This window comes from Exiguobacterium profundum (assembly GCF_001909285.1).
Classification (GTDB): Bacteria; Bacillota; Bacilli; order Exiguobacteriales; family Exiguobacteriaceae; genus Exiguobacterium; species Exiguobacterium profundum.
Window position 1 is genome coordinate 108,167 of record NZ_MRSV01000001.1, and the last position, 212, is coordinate 108,378.

The window sequence follows — 212 nt, forward strand, 5'->3', positions numbered from 1 at the left end:
GAACCTTCGCATGTCGGAATCAAAATCCGATGCCTTACCACTTGGCTACAGCCCAACGTAAATGGCGGTCTTGACGGGATTCGAACCCGCGATCTCCTGCGTGACAGGCAGGCATGTTAACCCCTACACCACAAGACCAGATTACGTTTTTATTTGAAATGGTGGAGGATGACGGGATCGAACCGCCGACCCCCTGCTTGTAAGGCAGGTGC

At 53.3% G+C, this 212-nt stretch carries 1 tRNA gene; it reads right to left on the reverse strand.

What is annotated here, in order from left to right:
- Positions 1 to 62 precede the first annotated feature (62 nt).
- A tRNA-Asp gene (locus BBB58_RS00655) sits at positions 63 to 138 on the reverse strand.
- Positions 139 to 212 lie beyond the last annotated feature (74 nt).